General features: G+C 72.4%; 26 protein-coding genes and 4 pseudogenes. 13 read left to right on the top strand and 17 right to left on the bottom strand.

What is annotated here, in order from left to right; translation table 11 throughout:
* From EF918_RS16355 to EF918_RS16345, 3 genes and pseudogenes are all read left to right on the top strand, one after another.
* Positions 1-250, top strand: a pseudogene (locus tag EF918_RS16355) (L-arabinose isomerase); the annotation flags it as partial.
* A 71-nt stretch (positions 251-321) separates the two neighbouring features.
* Positions 322-1,038 carry an L-ribulose-5-phosphate 4-epimerase AraD gene (gene araD, locus EF918_RS16350; RefSeq protein WP_185921762.1) on the top strand — a complete coding sequence of 239 codons (717 nt, stop codon included), beginning with the start codon at positions 322-324 and terminating at the stop codon, positions 1,036-1,038.
* A 5-nt stretch (positions 1,039-1,043) separates the two neighbouring features.
* Positions 1,044-2,513 carry a non-reducing end alpha-L-arabinofuranosidase family hydrolase gene (locus EF918_RS16345; RefSeq protein WP_185921763.1) on the top strand — a complete coding sequence of 490 codons (1,470 nt, stop codon included), beginning with the start codon at positions 1,044-1,046 and terminating at the stop codon, positions 2,511-2,513.
* Positions 2,514-2,559: 46 nt separating this feature from the next.
* On the opposite strand, the gene EF918_RS16340 is transcribed toward EF918_RS16345, so the two are convergent.
* The gene (locus EF918_RS16340) at positions 2,560-3,945 is read right to left on the bottom strand and encodes an NAD(P)-binding domain-containing protein (protein WP_125646281.1); all 1,386 of its coding nucleotides are present in this window, start codon (positions 3,943-3,945) and stop codon (positions 2,560-2,562) included.
* Between the two features lie 138 nt (positions 3,946-4,083).
* Here EF918_RS16340 and EF918_RS16335 point away from each other — a divergent pair, with 138 nt between their 5' ends.
* From EF918_RS16335 to EF918_RS16325, 3 genes are all read left to right on the top strand, one after another.
* Positions 4,084-4,452 (top strand): helix-turn-helix transcriptional regulator, encoded by a 369-nt coding sequence (locus tag EF918_RS16335; RefSeq protein WP_125646278.1) that lies wholly within the window; start codon positions 4,084-4,086, stop codon positions 4,450-4,452.
* Positions 4,449-4,952, top strand: coding sequence for a GNAT family N-acetyltransferase (locus EF918_RS16330; RefSeq protein ID WP_125646277.1), 504 nt, complete (start codon positions 4,449-4,451; stop codon positions 4,950-4,952). The genes EF918_RS16335 and EF918_RS16330 overlap by 4 nt, the downstream gene beginning before the upstream one ends.
* A gap of 184 nt (positions 4,953-5,136) precedes the next feature.
* Positions 5,137-5,958 (top strand): sulfite exporter TauE/SafE family protein, encoded by an 822-nt coding sequence (locus EF918_RS16325; RefSeq protein ID WP_125646275.1) that lies wholly within the window; start codon positions 5,137-5,139, stop codon positions 5,956-5,958.
* A gap of 2 nt (positions 5,959-5,960) precedes the next feature.
* Here the strand turns inward: EF918_RS16325 and EF918_RS16320 are convergent, their stop codons facing one another.
* Together EF918_RS16320 and EF918_RS16315 are read right to left on the bottom strand one after the other, a co-directional pair.
* A complete protein-coding gene (locus tag EF918_RS16320; protein ID WP_125646273.1) occupies positions 5,961-6,776 on the bottom strand; it encodes an aquaporin in 816 nt (271 codons plus the stop codon).
* Between the two features lie 49 nt (positions 6,777-6,825).
* Positions 6,826-7,140: a helix-turn-helix transcriptional regulator gene (locus EF918_RS16315; protein WP_125646272.1), complete on the bottom strand. Its 315-nt coding sequence runs from the start codon at positions 7,138-7,140 to the stop codon at positions 6,826-6,828.
* A 112-nt stretch (positions 7,141-7,252) separates the two neighbouring features.
* Between EF918_RS16315 and EF918_RS16310 the strand changes: the two genes are divergently transcribed.
* The gene (locus EF918_RS16310; protein ID WP_125646271.1) at positions 7,253-7,672 is read left to right on the top strand and encodes an arsenate reductase ArsC; all 420 of its coding nucleotides are present in this window, start codon (positions 7,253-7,255) and stop codon (positions 7,670-7,672) included.
* Between the two features lie 16 nt (positions 7,673-7,688).
* Here EF918_RS16310 and EF918_RS38185 read toward each other — a convergent pair.
* The 3 genes and pseudogenes from EF918_RS38185 to EF918_RS16290 all read right to left on the bottom strand — a co-directional run.
* Positions 7,689-7,840: pseudogene (locus EF918_RS38185) on the bottom strand (SDR family oxidoreductase); the annotation flags it as partial.
* Positions 7,816-8,241 (bottom strand): hypothetical protein, encoded by a 426-nt coding sequence (locus EF918_RS16300; protein ID WP_125646267.1) that lies wholly within the window; start codon positions 8,239-8,241, stop codon positions 7,816-7,818. The gene EF918_RS16300 and the pseudogene EF918_RS38185, both read right to left, overlap by 25 nt.
* 534 nt (positions 8,242-8,775) lie before the next feature.
* On the bottom strand, positions 8,776-8,976 hold the full coding sequence (locus EF918_RS16290) for a CsbD family protein (RefSeq protein WP_125646265.1): 201 nt from the start codon (positions 8,974-8,976) through the stop codon (positions 8,776-8,778).
* A gap of 216 nt (positions 8,977-9,192) precedes the next feature.
* Between EF918_RS16290 and EF918_RS38180 the strand changes: the two are divergent.
* The 3 genes and pseudogenes from EF918_RS38180 to EF918_RS16275 form a co-directional block, all read left to right on the top strand.
* A pseudogene (locus tag EF918_RS38180) lies at positions 9,193-9,339 on the top strand (DNA cytosine methyltransferase); the annotation flags it as partial.
* Between the two features lie 157 nt (positions 9,340-9,496).
* Positions 9,497-10,141: a CBS domain-containing protein gene (locus tag EF918_RS16280; RefSeq protein WP_125646262.1), complete on the top strand. Its 645-nt coding sequence runs from the start codon at positions 9,497-9,499 to the stop codon at positions 10,139-10,141.
* 227 nt (positions 10,142-10,368) lie between these two features.
* Positions 10,369-11,136 carry an N-acetyltransferase gene (locus EF918_RS16275; RefSeq protein WP_125646260.1) on the top strand — a complete coding sequence of 256 codons (768 nt, stop codon included), beginning with the start codon at positions 10,369-10,371 and terminating at the stop codon, positions 11,134-11,136.
* 231 nt (positions 11,137-11,367) lie between these two features.
* Here EF918_RS16275 and EF918_RS16270 read toward each other — a convergent pair whose 3' ends face one another.
* The 7 genes from EF918_RS16270 to EF918_RS16245 all read right to left on the bottom strand — a co-directional run bounded on the left by EF918_RS16270 (position 11,368) and on the right by EF918_RS16245 (position 16,673).
* A complete protein-coding gene (locus EF918_RS16270) occupies positions 11,368-11,649 on the bottom strand; it encodes an SHOCT domain-containing protein (RefSeq protein ID WP_125646257.1) in 282 nt (93 codons plus the stop codon).
* Positions 11,650-11,815: 166 nt separating this feature from the next.
* On the bottom strand, positions 11,816-13,564 hold the full coding sequence (locus EF918_RS16265; protein WP_125646255.1) for a GAF domain-containing sensor histidine kinase: 1,749 nt from the start codon (positions 13,562-13,564) through the stop codon (positions 11,816-11,818).
* Between the two features lie 89 nt (positions 13,565-13,653).
* On the bottom strand, positions 13,654-13,800 hold the full coding sequence (locus EF918_RS16260; RefSeq protein WP_125646253.1) for a DUF1918 domain-containing protein: 147 nt from the start codon (positions 13,798-13,800) through the stop codon (positions 13,654-13,656).
* Positions 13,801-13,995: 195 nt separating this feature from the next.
* Positions 13,996-14,730 (bottom strand): HAD-IC family P-type ATPase, encoded by a 735-nt coding sequence (locus tag EF918_RS16255; RefSeq protein WP_260610257.1) that lies wholly within the window; start codon positions 14,728-14,730, stop codon positions 13,996-13,998.
* Between the two features lie 2 nt (positions 14,731-14,732).
* Complete coding sequence (locus EF918_RS38175; protein ID WP_260610256.1) at positions 14,733-14,900, bottom strand: cation-transporting P-type ATPase; 168 nt, start codon at positions 14,898-14,900, stop codon at positions 14,733-14,735.
* Positions 14,901-14,907: 7 nt separating this feature from the next.
* Positions 14,908-15,768, bottom strand: a complete 861-nt coding sequence (locus EF918_RS16250) for a universal stress protein (RefSeq protein ID WP_125646246.1) — start codon at positions 15,766-15,768, stop codon at positions 14,908-14,910.
* Positions 15,765-16,673, bottom strand: a complete 909-nt coding sequence (locus EF918_RS16245) for a universal stress protein (protein ID WP_125646244.1) — start codon at positions 16,671-16,673, stop codon at positions 15,765-15,767. The genes EF918_RS16250 and EF918_RS16245 overlap by 4 nt, the downstream gene beginning before the upstream one ends.
* Positions 16,674-16,938: 265 nt before the next feature.
* Between EF918_RS16245 and EF918_RS16240 the strand changes: the two genes are divergently transcribed.
* Positions 16,939-17,607 carry a CBS domain-containing protein gene (locus EF918_RS16240; protein ID WP_125646242.1) on the top strand — a complete coding sequence of 223 codons (669 nt, stop codon included), beginning with the start codon at positions 16,939-16,941 and terminating at the stop codon, positions 17,605-17,607.
* A 31-nt stretch (positions 17,608-17,638) separates the two neighbouring features.
* Positions 17,639-18,508, top strand: coding sequence for a universal stress protein (locus tag EF918_RS16235; protein ID WP_125646240.1), 870 nt, complete (start codon positions 17,639-17,641; stop codon positions 18,506-18,508).
* A 377-nt stretch (positions 18,509-18,885) separates the two neighbouring features.
* Here EF918_RS16235 and EF918_RS38170 read toward each other — a convergent pair.
* The 4 genes and pseudogenes from EF918_RS38170 to EF918_RS16215 all read right to left on the bottom strand — a co-directional run.
* A pseudogene (locus tag EF918_RS38170) lies at positions 18,886-19,251 on the bottom strand (glycoside hydrolase family 65 protein); the annotation flags it as partial.
* Positions 19,184-19,870 carry an HAD family phosphatase gene (locus EF918_RS16225; protein WP_125646238.1) on the bottom strand — a complete coding sequence of 229 codons (687 nt, stop codon included), beginning with the start codon at positions 19,868-19,870 and terminating at the stop codon, positions 19,184-19,186. The pseudogene EF918_RS38170 and the gene EF918_RS16225, both read right to left, overlap by 68 nt.
* A complete protein-coding gene (locus tag EF918_RS16220) occupies positions 19,867-20,553 on the bottom strand; it encodes a pyridoxamine 5'-phosphate oxidase family protein (RefSeq protein ID WP_260610254.1) in 687 nt (228 codons plus the stop codon). The genes EF918_RS16225 and EF918_RS16220 overlap by 4 nt, the downstream gene beginning before the upstream one ends.
* Positions 20,554-20,558: 5 nt before the next feature.
* On the bottom strand, positions 20,559-21,635 hold the full coding sequence (locus tag EF918_RS16215; protein ID WP_125646234.1) for a zinc-dependent alcohol dehydrogenase family protein: 1,077 nt from the start codon (positions 21,633-21,635) through the stop codon (positions 20,559-20,561).
* A gap of 223 nt (positions 21,636-21,858) precedes the next feature.
* Here EF918_RS16215 and EF918_RS16210 point away from each other — a divergent pair.
* On the top strand, positions 21,859-22,160 hold a 302-nt coding region (locus tag EF918_RS16210), incomplete at its 3' end, for a CBS domain-containing protein (RefSeq protein ID WP_125646232.1).

Genomic DNA, 22,160 nt, shown 5'->3' with positions numbered 1-22,160 from the left:
CCACCTCCCCGTCGCGCGAGCCGTCTGGCGCCCCCGCCCCGACCTGCGCACGTCCACCGAAGCCTGGCTCACGGCCGGAGCGCCGCACCACACCGTCCTGACCACCGCTCTCGGTGGCGAGGAGCTCGACGACCTCGCCGAGATGCTCCGTACCGAACTCGCCGTCATCGACGAGGACACCACCGTCCGGCACTTCACGCGCGAGCTGCGCTGGAACCAGGCGTACCACCGGCTGGCCCAGACCCTGTGAGCACCCACCCCACCGCACCCGCGCTGCAGGGCGCCGTGCGGACCTCCCCTCGCACCAGGACGGAGCCCACCGTGAGCACCGCCGTTTCCCGGGAACTTCGCCGAGAGGTACTGGAGGCCAACCTCCGCATCCCCCGAGCCGGCCTGGCCACCCTCACCTGGGGCAACGTGAGCGGGGTCGACCGGCAGGCCGGCGTCTTCGTCATCAAGCCCTCGGGGGTGGCCTACGACGTGCTGGGCGAGGAGGACCTGGTCGTCGTCTCCCTGGCCGACGGCAGCGTCGTCGAAGGCCACCTGCGGCCGTCCACCGACACGGAGACGCACCGCAGCCTCTACCTGGCCTTCCCCTCCATCGGAGGCGTGACCCACACGCACTCCACCCACGCCGTCGCCTTCGCCCAGGCCCGGCGCCCGATACCGGTGCTCGGCACCACCCACGCGGACACCTTCAACGGCCCCGTCCCCGTCACCGCGCCCCTCACCCCGCAGCAGTGCGCGACGGACTACGAGTACCACACCGGCCAGGTCATCGTGGACCTGCTGGGCGGTGACGACACCCGGGCCGGGGAAGTCCCCGGTGCCCTCGTCGCCCACCACGGCCCCTTCACCTGGGGCACCGACGCCACCGCCGCCCTGGAGCACGCCATCATCTGCGAGGCGGTGGCCGAGATGGCCCTGCACACCATCGCCCTGGGCCCGGTCGAGCCCCCGCAGCACGTCCTGGACCGCCACTTCACCCGCAAGCACGGCCCGAACGCCTACTACGGCAATGCCCAGGAGATCCTTTGATGTGGATGCACCATCGGCCACCGGCCGGCCTGCCCCGCCTGGTCGCCGCCCTCGTGCCGTTACTGCTCGTGGCCACCCTCTTCGGTGCCCCGCCCGCCAGTGCCGCGACCATCGACACGCACGCCTGGTACGTGCTGGTCAACCGCAACAGCGGCAAGGCCCTGGACGTCCACAACCTGGCGACCGGCGACGGCGCCCGCATCACCCAGTGGACCAGGAACGACCAGAACCAGCAGCAATGGCAGTTCGTCGACTCCGGCGGCGGCTACTACCGCATCACGTCCCGCCACTCCGGCAAGGTGCTGGACGTCCGGAACGGGTCCACCGCCAACGGCGGCCCGATCGTCCAGTGGGCCGACCGCAACGGCACCAACCAGCAGTGGCGGCCGGCCGACAGCCCGGACGGCTCCGTGCGGCTCCTCGCGCGCCACAGCAACAAGGCCCTCGAAGTGCAGGGGGGCTCCACGGCCGACGGCGCGAACATCGTCCAGTACGACGACTGGGGCGGCGCCAACCAGCAGTGGCAGCTCGTCAAGGTCGGCGCCGGCACCCCCGGCCCGTGCGCCCTCCCGTCGACGTACGGCTGGACCTCGACGGGCGCGCTGGCGCAGCCCAAGGCCGGATGGGCCTCGCTCAAGGACTTCACCGTCGCCCCCTACCAGGGCAAACAGCTCGTCTACGCGACGACGCACGGCGCGGCGGGAACCGGGACGGGCTGGGGTTCGATGAACTTCACCCCGTTCACCGACTGGCCGGAGATGGCCTCGGCCGGCCAGAACACCATGGCGAGTTCCGTCGTCGCGCCCACGCTGTTCTACTTCGCGCCGAAGAACGTCTGGGTGCTCGCCTACCAGTGGGGCAGGACCGCGTTCTCCTACCGGACCTCGACCGACCCCACCGATCCGAACGGCTGGTCGGCGGAGCACGAGCTCTTCTCGGGAAGCATCGCCGGCTCCCGAACCGGGCCCATCGACCAGACCCTCGTCGGTGACGGGACGCACATGTACCTGTTCTTCGCCGGTGACAACGGCACGATCTACCGGGCGAGCATGCCGATCGGCAACTTCCCGGGCAGTTTCGGGACGACCTCGACCGTGGTCATGAGCGACACGACGAACAACTTGTTCGAGGCCCCTCAGGTCTACACACTCCAGGGCCAGGACCGCTACCTCATGATCGTCGAGGCGGTCGGTGCGCAGGGCCGGTACTTCCGCTCGTTCACCGCCACCAGCCTGAACGGCTCATGGACGCCCCAGGCCGCGTCCGAGAGCAACCCCTTCGCCGGAAAGGCCAACAGCGGCGCCACCTGGACCGACGACATCAGCCACGGCGAGCTGATCCGCACCGGCCCCGACCAGACCATGACGGTCGACCCCTGCACCCTGCGGTTCCTCTACCAGGGACGCGACCCCCGCTCCGGCGGCGACTACGGGCAGTGGCCCTACCGGCCAGGCCTGCTGACGCTGCGCCGCTGACCGGTCCGGCGCGGTGCCGGCCACTCCCGCCAGGGCGTCGCCCCCGTCAGCAGCCCCCGGAGGCGGGGGCGGCGCCGAGGGTGAGGGTGGCCGGGGCCGCGCAGCAGCCGCCACCGGTGTCCGCCGCGGCGGCGGGCTCGTCGAAGAGTCCCGCGCCGCCGCAGACTCCGGTCTCGGGAAGGGTGAGTTCGACCCGCTCGGCGGCCTCGTGGTCCCCGGCGAGGTGGGCGGCGACGGAGCGGACCTGTTCGTAACCGGTCATGGCGAGGAAGGTGGGGGCGCGGCCGTAGGACTTCATGCCGACGAGGTAGACGTCCTTCTCCGGGTGGGAGAGCGCGCCCACGCCGTGCGGGGAGACCGTGCCGCAGGAGTGCTGGTTGGGGTCGATGAGCGGGGCCAGCCCGACCGGGGCCCGGAGGCGCTCGTCGAGGCCGAGCCGGAGTTCGTCCAGGAACGACAGGTCGGGCCGGAAGCCGGTGAGGACGATGACCTCGTCCACCGGGTCCAGGCGCCGGCCGTCCTCGCCGACAAGAACCACGCGGCCGTCGCCGGTCCTCTCGAAGGCGTCGGTGCGGAAGCCGGTGACCGCGTCGGCGCACCCGCCGTCGACAGCGGCCTTCGCGGCGAGACCGAGGGCGCCGCGCGCGGGCAGCTGGTCGGCCTCGCCGCCGCCGAAGGTGGATCCGGAGATCCCCCGGCGCAGGATCCACACCGCGTGCGTGCCCCGGCCGTCCTCGGACCTGGCGAGGTCGGCCAGGCCGGCGAGAGCGGTGAAGGCGGAGGCGCCGGAGCCGATGACCGCGGTGCGCCTGCCCGTGTACCGGGCGCGGACGTCGGGGTCCTTCAGGTCCGGGACGCGGTACGTGATGCGGTCGGCGGCGGCCCTTTCGCCGAGGGCGGCGAGTCCGGCGCCGCCGGCGGGCCCGGGAGTGGACCAGGTGCCGGAGGCGTCGATGACCGCGCGGGCCCGTACGCGCTGCTCGCGGCCGTCGGCGCTCTCGTAGTGGACGACGAACGGCTGGGCCTCGCGGTCGGCGTCGACGATACGGTCGCGGCCGGCGCGGGAGACTCCGGTGACCCGGGCGTCGTAGCGGACCCGCTCCCCCAGGACCCGAGCCAGGGGCTGGAGGTAGAGGTCGGCCCAGTCCCCGCCGGAGGGACAGGTGTCCTCGTCGGGCCTGACCCAGCCGGTCGGAGCGAGGAGCTTCTCGGCGGCCGGATCGACGACCTCGCCCCAGCGGGAGAACAGCCGCACATGGGCCCACTCGCGCACGGCGGATCCGGCGGTGGTCCCGGCCTCCAGGACGAGGGGTTCCAGGCCTCGCGCGACGAGGTGCGCGGCGGCCGCGAGTCCGGCGGGACCGGCGCCGATGACGACGACGGGCAGCTCGGCGGTGGCCGGGTGCGGGGTGCGGGCGACCGGCTGGTCCATGACGACTCCTACTGATTCGACGTTTGTCTATGTCTCCTGCGCCCAGCATGGCACCTGCATCGACAGGCGTCAACATAGATAATCATCTAATTCACGGGGAGGACGCCACCCTGGTTCGACATGTGTCAACATAGACGTATGTCGAATGCGCAGGTACTGCCGCTGCTGGAGCCCGAGGCCGTCGCGCCCTGCTGCCCTCCGCTGACCGAGCGCCCCCTGTCCCCGGACGAGGCGGAGGTCGCGGCCAGGATGTTCAAGGCCCTCGGCGACCCCGTGCGCCTGCGCCTGTTCTCCGCCGTCGCCTCCCACGAGGGCGGCGAGGCGTGCGTGTGCGACATCTCCGACGTCGGCGTCTCCCAGCCCACCGTCTCCCACCACCTCAAGAAGCTGAAGGAGGCCGGGCTGCTGTCCTCGGAGCGGCGCGGCACCTGGGTGTACTACCGGGTCGAGCCGTCCGTACTCGCGGCGATGGGCGCCCTGCTGGCCGGCGCCGCGAAGGCGGCGTGACGAGCGTGCGCATCGAGGCGCTCCTGCCCGAGCACGCCGAACAGGTGCTGGGCATCTACCAGGCGGGGATCGACGAGGGCGATGCGACGTTCGAAACGGCGGCCCCGGACTGGGCCTCGTTCGACCGGGCCAAGCTGCCGCGGCACCGCTTCGTCGCCCTCGACGACGACGGCGGCGGCCGGGTGCTGGGCTGGGTCGCGGCGAGCGCGGTGTCCGACCGGTGCGCGTACGCGGGCGTGGTCGAGCACTCCGTGTACGTCCACCCCGACGCCCGCGGCCGCGGTGTCGCCCGAGCCCTCCTCGGTGCGCTGATCGCTTCCACGGAGGCGGCGGGGATCTGGACGATCCAGTCCGGGATCTTCCCCGAGAACACCGCCAGCCTCGCCCTGCACACGCGGGCCGGGTTCCGGATCATCGGCACCCGCGAACGGATCGGCCGCCACCACGGGATCTGGCGGGACGTGGTCCTGCTGGAGCGCCGCAGCCCCGTCCTGACGTGACGCGACGTACGCCCGCACGGGTTCGCCGGACAACGGCGGGGACGGCGGGGACGGCGGGGCCGGGCAGGGCGAGCGGTGCTGTGGCTCGGAGCTCCCGACGAGCCCCGGGCGGCGGCCCGGTGGCATTCCCCGAAGCTGCGGCCCGGCCCTGGCGGGGGGGCCGGTGACCGGCGAGGATGCCGTGATGCGTACCGAACCGGGCCTCGACGGTCTCCGCCCCACACGCACACGCACCGCACCCGCGGTCTTCGCCGCGGGCGCGGCGATCGGAGTGCTGGGCGGGATGATCGGGCTGGGCGGCGCGGAGTTCCGCCTGCCGCTGCTGATCGGGCTCTTCGGCTTCGCCGCGCTCTCGGCGGTCATCCTCAACAAGGCGATGAGCCTGGTCGTCGTCCTCGTAGCGCTCCCTGCCCGGCTGCTCGCGGTCCCGGCAGCCGACGTGGCCGCCCGCTGGCCCGCCGCCGCCAACCTCTTGGCCGGGAGCCTGCTCGGTGCGTGGGCCGGCGCTTCCTGGGCCGTGCGCATGCGCTCCGCCACCCTCTACAAGGTTCTCTCCGCCCTCATGGTGCTCATGGCGGCGGCCCTGGCCCTCACCCACACCACCCCGCTGGGCACCCTCGATCTGCCGCTGTGGACACGGCTTCCCGCAGGTATCGCTGCCGGGTTCGGGATCGGCGTGGTCGCCGCGATCATGGGCGTCGCCGGAGGGGAACTGCTGATCCCGACGATCGTGCTGCTCTTCGGCGAGGACATCAAGACCGCCGGAAGCCTCTCCCTGCTGGTCTCGCTGCCGACCATGCTCGTCGCCTTCGCCCGCTACAGCCGCGACGGCAGCTTCGCCGTCCTGGGCGCCAATCTCCGCTTCACCACCGTCATGGCCGCAGGCTCCCTCGCCGGCGCCGTCCTGGGCGGCCTCCTGCTCGGGGCCTTCCCCGACGTGGTCCTGGTCCCCGCACTGGCCGTGATCCTGCTCGTCTCCGCGTACAAGCTGGCCCGGCACGACTGACGTCACCGCGCCGTGGGTTCCTCCTGCCCGCCGAAGGAGGAGTGCATGAAGACGACGGCCACCAACGCCAGCCCCACCACGGCACCGATCAGCTGCATGGCGACGAAGCCGGGCACCGACGCCGGGGCGATGCCCGCGAACGTGTCGGTGAAGGCCCGGCCGACAGTGACCGCCGGGTTGGCGAAGGAGGTGGAGGAGGTGAACCAGTACGCGGCGCCGATGTACGAGGCGACCGCGACGGGGGCGAAGCGGAGGCGGTCCGTGCGCGCGAGGCCGAAGATCAACAGGATCAGGCCCGCGGTGGCGACGACCTCGCCGAGGAGCAGGTTCCCGGCGGACCGGTCGTGCTGCGACCAGGTCACCAGCGGCTGTCCGAACATCGCGTCCGCGAGGATCGCACCCGCGATCGCACCGGCGATCTGCGCGGGCACGTAGACGGCCAGCTCGCGGGCGCCGACGCCGGCGCCGCCGCGGCGGGCGGTCCACCACTCGGCCAGGGTGACGGCGGGGTTGAAGTGGGCGCCGGAGACCGGGCCGAGGAGGGTGATCAGGACGCCGAGGCCGAAGACGGTGGCGGTGGAGTTGGCCAGCAGCTGGAGGGCGACGTCGTCGGTGAGCTCGGTGGCCTGGATGCCGGAGCCGACCACGATCGCGACGAGGGCGGCGGTGCCGACCAGTTCGGCGGCCGCGCGGGCGATCAGCGGCGTACGGGGCGGTGTCGCGCCGGACGCGGGCTGCGACGTCGCGTCGGGCGCGGGCTGCGGTGCCGTGCCGGCGGGGGCGGGGGCGTCGCTCGCGGCGGACTCGGTGGCGGTCACGGCAGGTTCTCCTCGGCAGGTGAGGTCAGGCGGACGAGGCCGCGAGGGTCTACGGGCAGGACCGCTTGAGGTTCGCTCCGGCGGTGGCCCGCGCGGTCCGGGCGAGGTCGGCGAACTGACCGGCGAGCGCTTCGAAGACTGCCGGGCGCAGTCGGTAGTAGACGTACCTCCCGCACGGCTCCGTCTCCACGACCCCCGCCTCGCGCAGCACCTTCATGTGGTTGGAGAGGTTCGTCTGCTTGGCTCCCGTCTCCTCCACGAGGTGGGTGGTGCAGAGCGTCTCGCGGGCGAGCAGGGCCACGATCCGGAGCCTGAGCGGGTCGGCCAGCACCCGCATCAGATCAGTGTCGACCGACGTCATCATCCGCTGATACTGTCACATCATCGAAGGCTGATACCAGCCCTGACTGATCCGCCCGGCCGGTCGACGGTGGCGACGGTGACGTCACCGCGCCTGCCACCCCGAGGAAGAGCCGATGCCCGCGAACCCGCTCGCGTCCGTCCTGTTCGTCTGCATCCACAATGCGGGCCGCTCCCAGATGGCGGCCGGGTTCCTGCGCCACCTCGCGGGCGACCGCGTCGAGGTCCGCTCCGCCGGCTCCGTGCCCGGCGACCGGATCAACCCCTCCGCGGTGGCCGCCATGGCCGAACTGGGCATCGACATCTCCGACCAGCAGCCGAAGGTCCTCACCCCCGAGGCCGCCCGGGCCTCCGACTACATCATCACCATGGGCTGCGGCGACGCCTGCCCGTACTTCCCCGGCAAGACCTACCTCGACTGGCAGCTCGATGACCCGGCCGGCCAGGGCGTCGAAGCCGTCCGCCCCATCCGCGACGCGATCAAGGCCCTCGTCGAGGGCCTGATCAGCGAGATCGACGCCGAGCGCAAGGCCTGACCGCACCACGCTGCGCGGCGGTGAGCGAGCGCTGGAAGGCGGCGCTCTCGCCGTCGGCGGGGTTCATGTCCGTGTCGATCGGGCCCGGATCCACGAGGGTGGCGGTGATCCCCCGGGGCCCCGTTCCCGGGCAAGTCCCTTGGTCAGGCCGACGAGTGCGGCGTAGGAGCGGACACGCATGTCAGGTTCGAGCCGTCTCTGCGGAAGGGGGGTTGGGGAGCCCGGGCCGCGCGGCCGTGCAGCCGGCTCCCGGGGACCATCAGCTTCGCCACCCCGTCGCCCATCTTCTGGCAGCCCTCCGCGTACGCCCGCATCTCCCGCTCGTAGCGGGCGAAGGCGGTGCGGTGGTCGCCGCGCGCGGCTGCCAGTTCCCCGGCGAGGACGTACGCGCCGACCAGTTCGGGGGACTCCGATGGCTCCGGTGACTCCCGTGGCTCCGGTGTGGGTGTGCCGCCCGCCCGGCACACCTCCAGGGCGGCCCGGGCCGTCGCGGCTGCCGGAAAGACGGTGAACCGCCGGGCGGCCCGCTGCCCCTGCTCGGACAGCAGGTCCCAGCTCCAGGCGACCACCGCGCGCAGCGAGGATCCACGGCGGCCCGGTACCCGGCCCCGGCCCGCTCGATCACGCCCGGCCCCGGCGCCGCGCGCAGCCGGGACACCTGGGGCTGCAGGGCGTGCGCCGACACCGTGCCGTCCGGGGCGAGTTCGTACGCCAGCCGATCGGCGTCCAGCACCTCGCGGGGGCGCACCAGCAGCAGCGTCAGCAGTGCCCGCCGAGCGGGTCCACCGAGCGGCACCTCGGTGCCGTCGTCGCGCCGCGCCACCGTCTCGCCGAGGATGGAGAACCGCATGCCGGCCGTTGTCCACCGGCGTCGATCACCGGATGATCCCGGACGCCCGCCCGGCGGCCGGCCTTCCCCGGGCACCAGCGTTCGACAACGCCGGCCGATTCCCCCGTGGAGACCCACGGCAACGGCCGGCCCCTGACGCGCAGGGCGGTCGGGCCGTCGGGCGTGCGCGAGGTAGGGGTCCCCGGCGCGCGGCAGCGGGTCCCCGGCGCGTGGCGCCGGGGACCCGCTGCAGGGTCAGGTGGCCCGGCCGGGGTCAGGGCTCGCGACGCTCGCGCAGGGAGTCCTTGATGCCTCGCGCATGCTCCTGGGCCTTGGCGGCACCCTCGCGGGCCTTGCCCTTGATCTGGTCGGTCCTGCCCTCGGCCTGCATCCGCTCGTTGCCCGTCGCCTTGCCCGCGACTTCCTTGGCCTTGCCCTTGGCCTGCTCCATCTTGCCCTTGGCCTTGTCAGCCATCACCAAACACTCCCTCTCGCGAAGAACGGTCGGTCGCAGAACAAGCTAGGCCAGATCGCCACCATCCGCGCGTCGAGGCAACGGCCGGGCAGCCCCTAGCAATCCCACCGACCTCGGCCGGTCACCGAGACCGGCATCGGCCGGATCGCCCGCGACCTCGCGTGGGGGAGGGGCTGCCCGCGACCGTCCCGGGCGGCCCCCAACGGTCTGCTGACATCGGTGATCCTGCGCGGCTGGGGGTTCTCGGCGGGGACAGGCGCCCTGAGCGCGGCCGACCACGGCGTCCCGCAGACGCGCATGCGGGCGATCCTGCTCGCCCCGCGCGTCCGCACGGCCGAGCCGCCTCCGCCCGCGCACGCCCGCGTCACCGGGCCCGGGTCGCAGGGCCGACCGGACCTCGACCATGGCCCCACCGGCCCTGGGGCTCAGCAGGCGAGAGTGCTCGGATGGGAGGGTGCGACCGGACCGAAGGTCAGGCGGCAGGAGCACATCTGCCCGGACAACGGCGAAGGAGTCGGTCATGCCCGCCTCGCGCTACACCGTCAGTGACGTCATGACACACACGGCCATCGCCATCGGCCGTGACGCGTCGTACAAGGAAATAGTCGAACTCATGCACGCATGGAAGGTGAGTGCAGTCCCCGTCCTGGAAGGCGAGGGTCGCGTCGTCGGAGTCGTCTCGGAGGCCGATCTCCTGCCGAAGGAGGAGTTCCGCCGCGAGCAGCCCCTCCTGCCCGACCAGATCGAGGAAGCCTCCAAGGCCGGCGGTGTGCTCGCCGAGGAGCTGATGACGAGCCCGGCGGTCACGGTCCACCCGGACGCGACGATCGCCGAAGCGGCCCGCATCATGGCTCAGAAGCACGTCAAGCGGCTGCCGGTGGTCAACGGTCTCGGCATGCTGGAAGGTGTCGTGAGCCGCAGTGACCTGCTCAAGGTCTTCCTGCGCCCCGACGAGGAGCTGGAGGAGGAGATCCGACAGGCCGTGCTGGGCGAGCTCGCACCGGGCGCCACCCTGGAATGCTCCGTGCAGGACGGTGCGGTCACCCTCCGAGGGCCACTGCGTGACCGGGCCCTGGTACCGCTGCTCGCGCGCGCCATCAGCGCCGTGGAGGGGGTCGTGGACGTGCGGATGGACCTCGAGGGCTCGGTCTCACCCGCTGCGTAGGCAGGCTCGACCTGACCGGCGCGGTGCCGCACCGCTCGGGCACGCCGCACCGCTCGGGCCCGCCGCACCGCTCGGGCACGCCGCACCCAGGGGGCCCGAGCGGTCCCCGCCCGGGCCCGTTCGGCCCTCCCCCTGCACTTCGCATCCGGCGGATGGTGGCAGCTGCTGGCGGGCCCGTGGGGTAAAACCGCTGGCCAGGAGGATGGTCCCGTGGCAGTGTCTCGTCCGTGACAGAGATCGACAGCCTTGTGATCACCACTCTCGCCGAGCGTCCCTCGTTGCTCTCCCGTATGTACGAGATCGCTGAGACGTGGCCGGCCTTCATACCGCACGATCCGGTGGGGGAAGCCTTGCTGGGCCGGGTGGCGGAGGACTTCCCTCGGTACTGCGTGGTGGCAACGGATGGCGACCGTGTCGTCGCCCGCGGGCTGAGTGTGCCGTTCACCGCAGACCTCGAGGGCCGTGAGGAGATGCCGGACAAGGGCTGGGACCAGGTACTCGTCTGGGCGTTCCGCGACCAGCGCCATGGGCACGCACCGACCGCGGTCAGTGCGTTGGAGATCACGGTGGACACCGCATATCTCGGCCGTGGCCTGTCCTACAGGATGTTGGCCGCGCTGCGGGACGCCGCCGGCCGGCAGGGCCACGACGTGCTGTTGGCCCCGGTCCGTCCCACGGCCAAGCACGTCGAACCGCGCGTCCCCATGGCCGAGTACGTCGGCCGGCAGAGGGACGACGGACTTCCGACGGACCCGTGGCTCCGGGTCCACGTCAAGGCCGGTGGCACCATCCAGAAGATCGCCCCCGCTTCGATGACGGTCAGCGGCTCCCTGTCCCAGTGGCGCCGGTGGACCGGCCTGCCCTTCACCAGCGACGGCGACGTCGATGTGCCGGGCGCTCTCGTCCCGGTGCACTGCGACACCGCGCATGACCGAGCCGTCTACGTCGAGCCCAACGTATGGATCCGGCACGAGGTGAAGCCACCCACCACCTGACCACACCGTTCGCCGAGATGAACCAGCAGCTCAGCGGTTGACTTTTGAGGTTCGTCATCCTCCTGTGCGCACGGCCTCCACCGCGCACCGGTGGACGGAGCGGGCCGCTTCGCAGTGACCGTCGTGCCGGGGGGAGTTCGCCCGGACGGCGAGCATGCGAGGGACCCCCTACGGATCGTCGGACCCTTCCTTCAGCAAGCGAGCCGTGGGGCCGGGCCCGTGTCGGACATCTCACCGCCTCTTCGGTCCACGGGCGTTGCTGCGCAGAGCCGCGAGCCGGCGCTGGTACTCCTCGTCGTCGATCTCACCCATGGCGAATCGTTCCGCCAGCAAGTTCTCTGCGCTCTCGGACGGGACGGCCCCCCGATCGGAAGCCACCCGGCCATCCGTGTCCTGTCTGAAGGTTCGGATCATCAGAACAGCTGCTGCCAGGATCAGGGCCCAGATGATCAGCTGGGTGAAGGACATGGCGAACCATCCCCACGCACCCATGCCGTGGCCGTTCCAGTACATCTCACACCTGCCAGGGTCGACGGGAACGGCGGCCGCGAGCAGGCCGTCTGCTTTCGAGGATCCCCGTTCCCGGCGCTCGGAGCATGGGCCGTTCGGTCCCGGTGCGGGCCCGTAGGACCCATGCGGTTCCGCATGGCTCCTACGCACGGCCCGCGGGGTCGGCCGCTCACCGGCCGGTGGCGGTCACGGCGCTGGGCGAGGTCAGCGGCACCCACCACTCCAGACGGGTTCCCGCTCCACCCGGCTCGGCCGGGCCGACCTTCATGCTGCCGCCGAGTCGTTCGGCGCGTTCCGCGAGGTTCCGCAGCCCGCTGCGTCTGCCGTCTTCCGGAAGGCCGACGCCGTTGTCGGTCACCCCGACCGTGAGGACTCCGTCGGCTGCGACGATCGACGCCTCGGCACGGGTGGCCCGGGCGTGGCGGGCGATGTTCGTCAGCGCCTCTCCGACCACCGCGAGGACCTCGTCCGCCACCTCAGGAGGTACGTCGGTGTCGATGAGCCCCTCCATGCGCAGTGCCGGGGCGAAACCCAGGGTCGTCGCGGCAGCCTCCACGGCCTGGACGGTGCGGGACCGGAGTGTGGGTGATGTGCCAGGACCGTCGTGGTCACGGAGCCCGAAGATGGTAGAGCGGATGATCTTGATGGTGGCGTCGAGGTCGTCGACCGCTCGGGCCAGCCGTTCGGACGCCTCGGGGTGGTCGACGAACCGCTGCGCGCTCTGCAAGGTCATACCGGTGGCGAAGAGGCGCTGGATGGCCAGGTCGTGCAGGTCACGGGCGATGCGGTCGTGGTCTTCGAGGATGCTCATCTGTTCGGCGTCGCGGCGTCGCTCGGCCAGCTCCAGGGCCAGGGCGGCCTGGCCGGCGAAGCCGGGGAGGGCCGCGACCTCCGCTGCGGCGAAGGCGGGACGGCCATGGCGACGTGCCAGGATGAGGACCCCGCTGAGTTTCTCCTTGGTGGCGACGGTGGCGGCGACGGCCGGGCCGAAGCCCTTCCACCTCTCCGGCTGGACGGTGACGCGCCGGTCGCTCTGGACGTCCGCGACCGTGATCAGCCCGTTCCTCACCAGAGCGGCCTCGGCCAGGGTTCCGGCCGGGCTGGGCAGGACGATCCCCTGGTGCGCTTCCGCCCCGTCTCCCAGGGCCAGGGAACCTCGTAGCTCTCCCGAGGGTCCGATCAGATAGAAGACGCCCATGTCGGCGCCGGTGATGTCTTTGGCGCGCTCCAGCATGCCCTCCAGGACCTCGTCCTGCGGGGTGCCGGAGAGCAGGGCGCTGGTGATGTCCGAGCTGGCGGACAGCCAGCGCTCGCGGACGCGGCTCTCCTCGAAAAGGCGGGCGTTCTCGATGGCGATGCCGGCGGCGACGGCGAGCGTGGACAGGACCGCCTCGTCCTCCTCGTCGAAGTCGAGGCCTCCGCGCTTCTCGGTGAGGTAGAGGTTTCCGAAGACGTCCTCGCGCACGCGGATGGGGACACCGAGGAAGGAGTGCATCGGGGGGTGGTGGGCCGGGAAGCCGTAGGAGGCCGGGTGCTCGGACAGCTCGGACAGTCGCAGCGGCTCCGGGTGCCTGATCAGCTCGCCGAGGATGCCGTGGCCGGAGGGCAGGTCGCCGATCCGGGCCCGGAGGTCGTCCGCGATGCCGACGGGCAGGAACTCGGCCAGCTTCCGGTCGTCGCCGATGACGCCCAGGGCCCCGTACTCGGCGTCGACCAGGACGACGGCAGCCTCGACGATGCCGTGGAGGACCTGCGGCAGGTCCAGCTCGCGGCCGACCGACATGACGGCCTCCAGCAGGCCGTTCAGCCGGTCCCGAGTGCCCCGGACCTCGTCGATGCGTACCTGGAGCTCGTCGAGGAGCTCGTCCAGCCGCAGCCGCGGCACACCCCCCTGGCCAGGCCGGGCGTCCGCGCTCATGTCCCACCTCCGGCCGACGGAATCGAGGGAGGGCCGTCCCCTCCACGCTAGTCCCGGAGGGCGCGGTTCTCCTTCCGGCCGGGCCGCTGTCACCCCGTGCGGCGGGGCCTGCCCGACGCCGCGTGCAGATGCCGGACGTGCGCGTCCGGACCGGGGAAGAACACGGTGGTGCGGCCGGTGTCGGACCAGCGCACGTCGTAGGGCGGAGTGCCGTCCTCGTGGTGGAGGGCGATCACTTCGGCGGGCCTCTTCGAGGAGCTCCTGCAGGGGGCGGAGCTGGTCCGCTGCCAGGACCTTCCCCTCTCGGGTGAGGGTACCGGTGCGGTGCGTAGCCGCTGCCGGTCACGTCTGCGGTGCCCGACAGGTCCACAGGTGCTGGACGACCATGCGGCCTTCGGTGAGGGTGCCCGTCTTGTCCTTGGCCAGGACGCTCACGGAGCCGAGGGTCTCCACGGCCGGTAGGGGCGGACCAGGGCGTTGCGGGCTGCCATCCTGCGCGCTCCGAGCGCGAGGGCGAGGGTGACCACGGCGGGAAGGGACTCGGGAACCGCGGCGACGGCCAGGCTGACGGCGGGGACGGCCATCGTGCTCGGCGGGAGGCCGCGTACCAGGCCCAGAGCGAAGAACAGCACGCACAGGGCGATGGTGACGACCGCCAGGATCCGGCCCGGCGAGGCGAGGCGGCGCTGGAGCGGGGTGAGGTCCCGGCCCGTGTCGAGGAGCGCCGCGATCCGGCCGAGGGCACTCGCCGCACCTGTGGCCGTGGCGGTGGCCGCCCCTCGGCCCCGCACCACGACGGTGCCGGCACGGACCCTGCCGTCGGCGGTCTTGTCCACGGGCTCGGATTCGCCCGTGAGCATGGATTCGTCCACCAGGAGGGCGGATGCCTCGGTGAGGTCGGCGTCCGCGGCGACGATGTCCCCCTCCCCCAGCAGCAGGGCGTCGCCCGGCACCACCGGTCCGGCCGGCAGCTCGCGCAGGGTGCCGCCGCGCAGCACCCTCGCGTGCGGTGCGGAGAGGGCGGAGAGCGCGGCGACGGCGCGGTCGGCCCGGACTTCCTGTGCCACTCCGACGGCGGTGGTGAAGACGACCACCAGGCCGATGACGACGGCGTCCGGGTGGTCGCCGATCGCGACGGTCAGCAGCACGGCCCCGAGGAGCACCATGATCAGCGGGTCGCGAGTTGGACCAGGACCCGTCGGTACAGCGGCGTGGGCGGTGGCGGTGCCACTTCGTTGGTGCCGTACCGGGACAGGCGGAGTTCCGCCTCGGCCTGGGTGAGCCCCTGTCCCACCGGGGAACCGGCGGGACGCGCGGCGGTCGTACGGATGGTCAAGGCAGCGTCATTCGGCCGGGACGGTGATCACCGGGCAGTGCGCGCGGTGCAGGAGACCGTGTACGACGGACCCCAGGCGCATACCGGTGTACCCGCCGCGGCCCCGGCGGCCCACCACCACGGCGAGCGCGTGCTCCGACGCCCGCGCCAGTTCCTCGACCGGGTGGCCCGTCATGACCTCGCGGGTGACGTGTACGTCCGGGTACTTGTCCGACAGGCCTGCGGTGGCCTCGGACAGCAGGGCACGCTGGGCCTGCAGGGCCACCTCTTCGTCGTTCAACATGAAGAGCGGCGGTTGCCACACGCAGACGACCCGGAGTGCCGCTGCGCGCAGGTCGGCCTCGCCGAAGGCGAACGCCAGCGCGGCCGTGGCCGATGCGCTGCCGTCGAGGCCGACGACCAGGTACGGCGGCTGCTGGCTGATGTGTTCCGCGTCGCCCACGACGACGACCGGGCACCGGGCCTGGGCGCTGACGGGGACCGCGGTGGAGCCCGCGCTGAAGAACTCCGCGGTGCGGCTCAGGCGCCGGGAGCCCAGGACGATCAGGCGGGCGCCGGCGGCCGCCGTGCCCAGGACAGGGGCCGGGAACCCGTGCAGCAGGTCGCCTGTGACGTCGGCCTCGGGATGCCGGTCGCGCACCCAGGTGCACGCCTGCTCGATCCTGTCGGCTCCCGCCTGTCGCAGGGCGGGGTGGCCGGGGGTGTCGTCGGCGTGGCGCGTGTCGTGCGGGGGCGGTACGGCGAGCACCAGGCGCAGCGGGAGCCGTCGGCGGTGTGCCTCGTCGGCGGCCCAGGCGAGGGGCAGGTGCCAGTCCCTGTCCGGGTCGATCCCGACGACGATGCCGTGGCCCCGGTGCCCGGCGCTCACGACCGGCTCCCGAAGTCGATGCCCGTCCGGGGGATGAGGAGGACGGGGCAGTGCGCGTGGTGCAGGACGCTGTGCGTGGCCCGGCCCAGGCTGCGGGTCGTCCCGAGGGCTCCGGGGGCCCGCCGACCTCCCATGACGAGCAGGTCGGCGTGGCGGGACGCCTCGACCAGCACACCGGCCACGGAGACGCTCTTCTCGGCATCGGCCCGCACCTCCAGGTCGGGGAACTCCTCACGGACGGCGACGCCGACGGCATTCAGGGTCTCGGCGTGTGCCCCGGCGATCTCGTCGACACCGTCGAGCATGCTGACCACCAGGCCGACGGACTGAAGGATGTTCCAGACGTGCAGGAGCCTGAGGTATCCCTTGCGCAGTTGCGCCTCGCACGCGGCGTACCGGGCGTACAGCAGGTCGCGCTCGTCGCGGACGGCAGCGAGGACGGTGCCGGTCTCCTCCGCCCCTTCGGTGCCGCGGACGACGACGACCGGGGTCGTGGCGGCGCCGGCAACGTCGAGGCCGATCGAGCCGAGCATGAGCGAGTCGAATCCTCCGAGGCCGCGACTGCCCACCACGACGGTGCCGTGCAGGCCGCCGGCCCGGTGCAGGCTGCTGACGGCGTCGGACCGGCTGAGCTCCGTACTCACCCGCAGACCGGGGTACGCGTCGCTGACGGCCTTCGCCGTTTCGTCGAGGAGTTCGCGGCCGTTGGCGCGAACCCGTTCGAGGGTTTCCGCCCCGACGTACAGCGCTCGGCCGTCCGTGTCGGCCCCGTGGACGATGTGCAGGGGACGGTTGCGGCGTCGGGCCTCCGCCGCCGCCCACAGGGCGGCCGTGCGTGCCGCCTTCGATCCGTCGACGCCCACGACCACGGAGCTGGTGTCGGGGGTGCGGAAGGTGCTTTCCACGATTCCTCCCAACCGAGAAGCCGATGAGGGACACACCTCACGCTGGCACCCTCGACAGGCCCGGGAGAGGGCCGCCCGGGACCGGGATCGGGACCAAAGGTCCCCATCGCTTCCGCACACCGCTGCTCTGCGCCGTGGCCATGGACCGCCCGGCCCCGGGACGGGGCCCGTTCGGCCCTCGCCGGCGCACGGGCACCGGCGACATGGTGGGACGACAACCGACACCGGAACGGGCCCGAGCGGCGCGGCGGAGACGGAGGTCCTCATGAAACACATCAAGGTGGGGGAGCTGATGACCGGCAATGCCGTCTCCGTCACTCCGGACACGGCCTTCAAGGACGTCGCGAAGCTCCTGACGCAGTACGACGTCTCCGGACTCCCCGTGCTGGATGACGAGGACCGCGTCGTGGGTGTCGTCTCGCAGACCGATCTCCTGGCCCGCACGGCCCGGGCCCCCGATCCGTCGGGGGAGGCCGGCACGGCGGACGACCCGCCCACGGCGGGGAGCGCCATGTCCTCTCCGGCGATCACCGTCCGCGCCGAGGACACGGCCGCTGATGCCGCGCGGCTGATGACCCGCCGCAGCATCGAGCGGCTGCCCGTCGTGGACGAGGAGGACAGACTGGTCGGCATCGTCACCCGCAGGGACCTGCTGCGCCTGTTCGTCCGCCCCGACTCCGAGATACGCAGACGGGTCGACGACGAGGTCCTCACAGATGTGCTGGGCGTGCCCGGCGGTGAGGTCGAAGTCCACGTGGTGGACGGCATCGTCACCTTGGAAGGCCGCGTCGAGCTGCAGAGCCAGCTCTCGGCACTCGTCAACCTCGTCGAACAGCTCGACGGGGTGGTCGCCGTGGCATCCCGTGTCACGGCGCGGACGCACGACGCACCGACCGCCCGGGCCGACCGGCCACGCCAGGCTGCGCAATGGTGAAGCGGTCGTCCCTCAGCAGGAAGTACGCGCCATGAACGCTCACCTCACCGTCGGCGTCGACGGCTCTCCCGAGAGCCGGGCAGCCGCGCGTTGGGCCGCCCAGGAGGCCGTCCTGCGGCAGGTGCCGCTGCGCCTCGTGCACGCCGTCGACCGGCCCCTGGAACCGGTGTTCGCAACCGTGAGACACCAGGACATGGACCGCTGGGCCGACCAGGTGCTCACGGACGCGACCCGGGAACTGCACCGGCGCCATCCCCAGCTGGAGATCACCACCCGATGCCTGGCGGCGCGTCCGGCAGCGGCCCTTGCGGCCGAAGCCACCGATGCCGCGCTGCTGATCCTGGGATCGCGGGGCCTGGGCGGCCTGGTCGGGTTCGTCGTCGGCTCGGTGGCGATGTCCACCCTGGTCGCCACCGGTACGCCGATCGTGCTGGTCCGGGTCGCCGACGACCCCGACGGACCGGGCCCCGGAACCGGCTCAGACGTGATCGTGGGTGTCGACATCCACACATCGTGCGACCGCGTGCTCACGTTCGCCTTCGAGGAGGCCGACCGGCGCCACTGCGCTCTGCGGGCCGTGCACGGCTGGAAGTTGCCGCCCGCTTACGCGTACGTCCCCTTCTTCGACCCGGACGACGAGCGGGACGTCGACAGGAGCGTCACCCGGATGCTGGAGGACATGCTGCTGCCCTGGCGCCACAAGTTCCCTGACGTGGAGGTCGGCCACAGCGTGTTCAGGGGCTCGGCAGGAGACCACCTCGTCCGCGCCTCGCAGGGCGCCGGGCTCGTCGTCGTAGGCCGCCACCTGCGCCGGTCCCCCCTCGGTGCACACCTGGGACCGGTCACCCACGCGGTCCTGCACCACGCGGCGGCACCGGTGGCCGTCGTGGCCCATGAGTGAGCAGTCCCGTGACCGCGATACGTGGTCCGGCAACCGGAACCATCTCTCCCGCCCTGCGGCGATGCTCTCCCGCCTGCCGCCGGGCAGAACGAGGGGTCGAGTTCGGTGGTGTGCGGAGAGAGGGTCTGCAGGAGGTGGAAGGCGTGGAGGCGCAGGATCGGTCCGGTGTCACCCGCTGCCGTCACTTCGCCCTCGCTCCAGAGCCGTTGCCACGATGCCCGGTGCGCGGCCAGCAGGGTGGCGAAGTCCCGGGCGTGTCCAGCGTGCTCGATGCTGCTCCTGACGGGATCGCCCCAGGGGCGGTCGAGGGAGTCGAGGGAGGTGAACAACGCTGCGGTCTTCACGATCACGACGGGCTCGGCACGCCTGACCGGCAGGACGCACGACTGTCGAGCGCCGGTGGCCGTGGAGGTCCTCCGGACGGGGGCCAGAGGCCGTGCTGAGAGGCGTACGGCGATCCCGATCCGCAGATGTGAGGCAGCGGTGGCGCAGGACAACCACGCGGTGCCTTCCGCCTCGGCTCCGGCCCGGTGATCGACGAGGTGCTGTCCGGCCAGGGCACGGTAGCGCTCGACGCCCGCGTTGGCGATGTCCCCGTCCAGCACGGATTCGACCTCGACCCCGCCGCGCCGGCCGGACGCGGTGAGGACGGTGCGCTGCGCCGCGAGGTGTGGGTCACCGGCGTGGACGAGGCGCGTGTGGGTGACACCCAGGCGGCGGCCGTCGGCGTCGTGGAAGAGCATGCGGCGGGTGAGTGTTCCCCACCAGTCGCTCGGCCTTCGGGTCGTAGCGCTTGCACTCCCAGCGCCAGGTGGCGTTCACGGGCGGCGCGGGGCCGGCCTCGAGAGCGGCAGGCAGTTCCGTCAGGTCGGGGAGGACCAGGTGGGCGCCCTTCTCCAGGAAGGCCTCGGCCATGCGTGGGTCGTTCTCACGGTTGAGGCCCACGACCAGGCGGAAGCCTCCCCCGTGCCCGGCTTCCACGCCGACGAGCGCGTCTTCCACTACGGCTGCCCGTGAGGGGGCCGTCCCGAGGCGGGCTGCGGCTGCGAGGAAGAGGGCCGGGTCGGGCTTTCCGGGCAGGGCCTGCTCGAAGGCGTCCGCGCCGTCCACCACGGCGTCGAACGAGCCGACGAGGTCCGCGGCCTCCAGGAGGGAGCGAGCGTGCCGCGAGGCCGAGACGGCCGCACACCGCACGGCCTTCTCACGCAGCTGCCGGAGTGTGGGAAGGACGTCCTCGAAGGCGTGGACGCCTGCGGTTCGAAGCGACCGGCAGGAGATCTCCTCTTTGCGGGCCGCGACGGCATGGACGGTGGTGCACCCGGGGGCGTCCGCGTCGAAGACGACCGCGCCCAGGCCGTTCATGACTCGTGGACGACGCGACGGCCGGTGAGCCGGACGGGCGTGAGCTTCATCCAGTGGGTGCGGGGGCCGCCGGCCCAGGGCTGGGACCGGGCCGTGGCCGTCAGGTGCTGGATCTCCCGGGCGTCGGTGACCGCTTCCAGTTCGCCCACGGCCAGGACGCTCCACCCTCCGGCGGTGACGTCGTCGATGGTGTCGATCTCGAAGGCGACCTCCGTGCCCGCCGCTCGGGCCGCGAGCGCGTCCACGGCGGTACGGAACGCGATGTCGGCTCCGGCGACGAGGTAGTTGACCGGGAGGACGGCAGGGCCTTCGGGGGTGAAGACGGCGATGCGTCCCACTCCGTGCGTGCCCAGCAGCGTCCGGCACTCGTCCTCGGCCAGCGGTACCAGCGCCGCGTCGAGGCGGCCGGTGGAGCGGCCCCGGGCACGGCCCGCGTTCGCGCCGGTCAGGTCGTCCACCGTGAGGCCGAGGGCCTGGGCGACGCGTACGAGGGTGCCGACGGCCGGCGACGCCGCATGCTCCTCCAGGTACGCCACATAGTTCCCGTCCGCTCCGCACATCCTGCCCAGTTGCTCACGGCTCAGGCCGAGGGCGATACGGTGGGCCGCGATACGGCGGCCGAGGTCGGTGCGGCCGACCGCCGCACCGGACTGCTGACGGCGCGTACTCGGTGTGCTCGTCATGGAACTCACTGCTCCTGGGTCGGTACGGCGACCGTGTCGTGCTGCGGTCCGCCGAGCACGACCTTGAGGGCTCCGGTCTCGCCGGCGCGGGAGAAGATGTCGTACGCCTCTTCCATCTGGTCCAGCTCGAAGCGGTGGGTGACCATCGCGGCCCCGGGGAGGCGGCCGGCGGCCATCATGCGCAGCAGCATGGGCGTCGAGTGGGTGTCCACGAGTCCGGTCGTGAGGGTGACGTCCTTGATCCACAGGTCTTCGAGGTGCAGGGTCGCCGGCTTGCCGTGGACGCCGATGTTGGCGACGCGTCCGCCGGGCCGGACCATACGGGTGCACATCTCGAACGCCTCGGGCACCCCGACGGCCTCGATGACCACATCGGCGCCGAGGCCGTCGGTCAGGTCCTCGACCAGCTTCTCGGGCTCCTCCTGCGCGCCCGCGGTGGCGTCGGCGCCCAGCTCGCGGGCAGCAGCGAGCCGGGACGGGGCGAGGTCGACCGCGATGGTCCGGTACGGGCTGTAGAGCGAGGCGGTGGCGATGGCCGCCAGGCCGATGGGGCCGGCGCCGACCACGACGACGGTGTCGCCGGGGCGGACCCGGCCGTTGAGGACGCCGACCTCGTAGGAGGTCGGGAAGATGTCGGCGAGCACGACCGCCTCGTGGCTCGGCAGGGCGCTGGGCAGCGGGTGGACGGAGAGGTCGGCGAAGGGGACGCGGACGTACTCGGCCTGGGTGCCGTCGATGGTGTGGCCCAGGACCCAGCCGCCGCCTCCGCGGCACTGTCCGTAGCGGGCTTCTCGGCAGAACCGGCAGCGGCCGCAGGCGGAGATGCAGGAGATCAGCACACGGTCCCCGGGACGTACGCCGTGGACGTCGCCGCCGGTCTCCACGACGGTCCCGACGGCCTCGTGGCCGAGCACGCGGCCGGGGGTCACCTCGGGGACGTCGCCCTTGACGATGTGCAGGTCGGTGCCGCAGACGGTGACGGCGTCCACCCGGACGATCGCGTCCGCGGCGTCCTTGATCGAGGGGTCCGGGACGTCCTGCCAGGAGGTCTGTCCGGGCCCGTGGAAGACGAGTGCCTTCATGGTTGCGGCCTCTCTGTGGTGCGAGGGTGGGCTCACCGCCAGGCTGCGCCTTCGAACCTCCGCAGCGCTTGGGCCGGTCGGTCCCTACCGCCGGGACCGGTCGGATCTGGCCTCCGCAGCGGAGCGGTGCGACGGTGAACACGGCGCCCGTACCCGGCTCCTCGACCTGTCCGCACCCCACCGCAGCGGAATCCCGCTCGCACGCACGCGGAGGACCCCCGCCATGACCCCCACCCCCTATACCGTCGCCGACGTCATGACCACCAAGGTCGTCGCCGTCACCCCCGTGACCGGCTTCAAGGACATCGCCGCCGCGATGAAACGATGGCAGGTCACCGCCCTGCCCGTCGTCGAAGGCGAGGGCCACGTCGTCGGCGTCGTCTCCGAGGCCGACCTCCTGCCCAAGGAGGAGTTCCACGAACACGGCCCCGGCATGATCGAACAGATGCGCCGCCTGGGCGACACGGCCAAGGCCGGCTCCCGCCGCGCCGAGGACCTCATGACGACCCCCGCGGTCACGATCCG

This window comes from Streptomyces sp. WAC06614 (genome assembly GCF_003949795.1).
Taxonomy (GTDB): domain Bacteria; phylum Actinomycetota; class Actinomycetes; order Streptomycetales; family Streptomycetaceae; genus Streptomyces.
Note: the sequence above shows the minus strand (reverse complement) of the source record. Positions and strands in the feature narration are given on the sequence as shown.

Excerpts from the sequence above, each read along its gene's own strand:
- EF918_RS16345 (WP_185921763.1), top strand. The coding sequence starts at position 1,044 with ATGCACCATCGGCCACCGGCCGGCCTGCCCCGCCTGGTCGCCGCCCTC.
- EF918_RS16340 (WP_125646281.1), bottom strand. The coding sequence starts at position 3,945 with ATGGACCAGCCGGTCGCCCGCACCCCGCACCCGGCCACCGCCGAGCTG.
- EF918_RS16335 (WP_125646278.1), top strand. The coding sequence starts at position 4,084 with ATGTCGAATGCGCAGGTACTGCCGCTGCTGGAGCCCGAGGCCGTCGCG.
- EF918_RS16325 (WP_125646275.1), top strand. The coding sequence starts at position 5,137 with ATGCGTACCGAACCGGGCCTCGACGGTCTCCGCCCCACACGCACACGC.
- EF918_RS16315 (WP_125646272.1), bottom strand. The coding sequence starts at position 7,140 with ATGATGACGTCGGTCGACACTGATCTGATGCGGGTGCTGGCCGACCCG.
- EF918_RS16310 (WP_125646271.1), top strand. The coding sequence starts at position 7,253 with ATGCCCGCGAACCCGCTCGCGTCCGTCCTGTTCGTCTGCATCCACAAT.
- EF918_RS16290 (WP_125646265.1), bottom strand. The coding sequence starts at position 8,976 with ATGGCTGACAAGGCCAAGGGCAAGATGGAGCAGGCCAAGGGCAAGGCC.
- EF918_RS16280 (WP_125646262.1), top strand. The coding sequence starts at position 9,497 with ATGCCCGCCTCGCGCTACACCGTCAGTGACGTCATGACACACACGGCC.
- EF918_RS16270 (WP_125646257.1), bottom strand. The coding sequence starts at position 11,649 with ATGTACTGGAACGGCCACGGCATGGGTGCGTGGGGATGGTTCGCCATG.
- EF918_RS16265 (WP_125646255.1), bottom strand. The coding sequence starts at position 13,564 with ATGAGCGCGGACGCCCGGCCTGGCCAGGGGGGTGTGCCGCGGCTGCGG.
- EF918_RS16255 (WP_260610257.1), bottom strand. The coding sequence starts at position 14,730 with ATGGTGCTCCTCGGGGCCGTGCTGCTGACCGTCGCGATCGGCGACCAC.
- EF918_RS16240 (WP_125646242.1), top strand. The coding sequence starts at position 16,939 with ATGAAACACATCAAGGTGGGGGAGCTGATGACCGGCAATGCCGTCTCC.
- EF918_RS16235 (WP_125646240.1), top strand. The coding sequence starts at position 17,639 with ATGAACGCTCACCTCACCGTCGGCGTCGACGGCTCTCCCGAGAGCCGG.
- EF918_RS16225 (WP_125646238.1), bottom strand. The coding sequence starts at position 19,870 with ATGAACGGCCTGGGCGCGGTCGTCTTCGACGCGGACGCCCCCGGGTGC.
- EF918_RS16220 (WP_260610254.1), bottom strand. The coding sequence starts at position 20,553 with ATGACGAGCACACCGAGTACGCGCCGTCAGCAGTCCGGTGCGGCGGTC.
- EF918_RS16215 (WP_125646234.1), bottom strand. The coding sequence starts at position 21,635 with ATGAAGGCACTCGTCTTCCACGGGCCCGGACAGACCTCCTGGCAGGAC.